This window comes from Thermogutta sp., from assembly GCF_014359955.1.
Taxonomy (GTDB): domain Bacteria; phylum Planctomycetota; class Planctomycetia; order Pirellulales; family Thermoguttaceae; genus Thermogutta.
Map to the genome: position 1 here is coordinate 1 of NZ_JACIYL010000825.1, position 1,894 is coordinate 1,894.

A 1,894-nucleotide genomic window follows, 5' to 3' on the forward strand; every position below is an offset into this window, starting at 1 on the left:
GCCTTCACCAAAAAGCGGCGATAAATCGCCGCACTCCATGGAGTGCGGGGCTTTAGCCCCGCTTTCGGCGCGGGACTTCAGTCCCCGCCGGAACGCAATGGATGATCAATGGATGATCAAACGTTAAACGGCGGACGTGACAAGCACGTCCCTCCGGAAGGGGTCGGAGGGGCACGCTTGTCGTGCCCGGTGAACGGGGATGGATGATCAAACGTTAATCGGCGGACGTGACAAGCACGTCCCTCCGGAAGAGGTCGGAGGGGCACGCTTGTCGTGCCCGGTGAACGGGGATGGATGATCAAACGTTAATCGGCGGACCCGACGAGCGGGTCCCTCCGATGTTGTCGGGACAATTCATGAATTGCCCCTGCCAGAAGGGAGTATGTCCCTGCAGAACGTTCGGAACAAACGAATTCCGTAGCGACCTCAAACCGCGGGGTAACGGTGCGCACGCAGGCCAGCCTGAATCCTCTTTCTAAATCCTCAATCCTTCGCGGATGAGGCGGATCACCAGAAGGAGAAACGCGAGGAGCACGATCAGTGCGACAAGAAGAAGCGGAAGGATTCCGCCCAGTTCGAAGATCAGCGAGGCAAACCCCCACACGTCCCGCCAGAACACGATTGTCGCCAGAGCTCCCAGGCAGAGAAAGGGCCCATAGGGTATTTCCACCTCCTGATGACGAACGATGATGTAGATCGCCACCACAAGTCCCGCAAAGGGGGCGAGAAAGAAGAGAATGAGTCCTGGTTGCCAGCCCAGATAGGATCCGATCATCGCCATCAGGGTCACGTCACCAAAGCCCAGCGCTTCCCGATCGAGCACCAGCGTTCCCACGATCCGCACGATCCACGTCAGGCCCGCCGTGGCCGCCATCCCCACCAAAGCCGAAAGCAGCGAGCGCCATGGATCGCCGCCGAGAATCCACACGAAGAGGATCACCGCCGTGCCGATGAATCCCATGACCAGAAGCCCCCCGGTCACCTGGGAACGATAGAGCCGGGCACACATCAACTGCACGGCCTTCCAAAATCGCCGATGGCGGTACCAGCGTCGCGGCATCAGCGCAAAGCACCACAACCACCAGCACAACAGGCCCAAACTCAGGGCATGGCCGTGGGGCTGGCCGTCGAGAGACTTCGGCCAGGGGGACGGCGACGTGAGCTTCAGGTACGTGGCCTGAACCGGCACCGGGTCAGGCTGATTCACCAGAATCAGGGGAGGGCGTGGTCGCTCCTGCGGCACCGGCAGGTGGCTGGCTGGAAAAACGGCGGCCAGGATCAACCCCAGCAGTGTTCCTGGAATAGTCACCGCATCGGGAATCACCTTCTCATCCCAGTCGATGAGTGAAGCCACCAGCATGAAGAGAAGCAGAACGGTGTGCTTGATAAACACCACAAACAAGACTCCCGAAGGTGGCGGAAGAACGCCCGCTGGCACAATCGCCGCTTCGCACACTTCCCACCAGTAGAGCCAGGGAAGCCCCGCCGCACTGAGACACTCCACACAAAACGGCGGCAGCCACGACCAGCGGCCCTGGCCTTCCGGAGGAGTTTTTTGAAAGAACCAGCCCAAAATCGGCACATACGCGGCCGGGTGGCGCGGTCCCAGCCGACCCACTCGGCTCCACAGGGAAACCGCACGGGACTGCCAGGCCAGCCGGTCTGCGGCCCAGGTGGCGAGCGACCCAAGAAACGCACCGACCACCGCCAGCACGATCATTTGGACGGGAAATGGAAGGGGCGGCCACATCACGGATGGGTTCCTTTATCGTCCCTGATCCTGGACCACTGCGCGAGAATTTCCTCCGCCACCTGTGACGGAGATTTATTCTCGGTATCGATCACCCAATCGGCGGTTTCCCGATAAACAGGCTCACGCCTGGCGAAGAGTTCG

Annotated in this window: 1 protein-coding gene; it reads right to left on the reverse strand. The window is 60.7% G+C overall.

Annotation, left to right across the window (positions count from 1 at the left end; translation table 11 throughout):
- Positions 1-475: 475 nt before the first annotated feature.
- Positions 476-1,750 (reverse strand): A24 family peptidase, encoded by a 1,275-nt coding sequence (locus H5U08_RS17335; protein ID WP_297035972.1) that lies wholly within the window; start codon positions 1,748-1,750, stop codon positions 476-478.
- Positions 1,751-1,894: the final 144 nt, after the last annotated feature.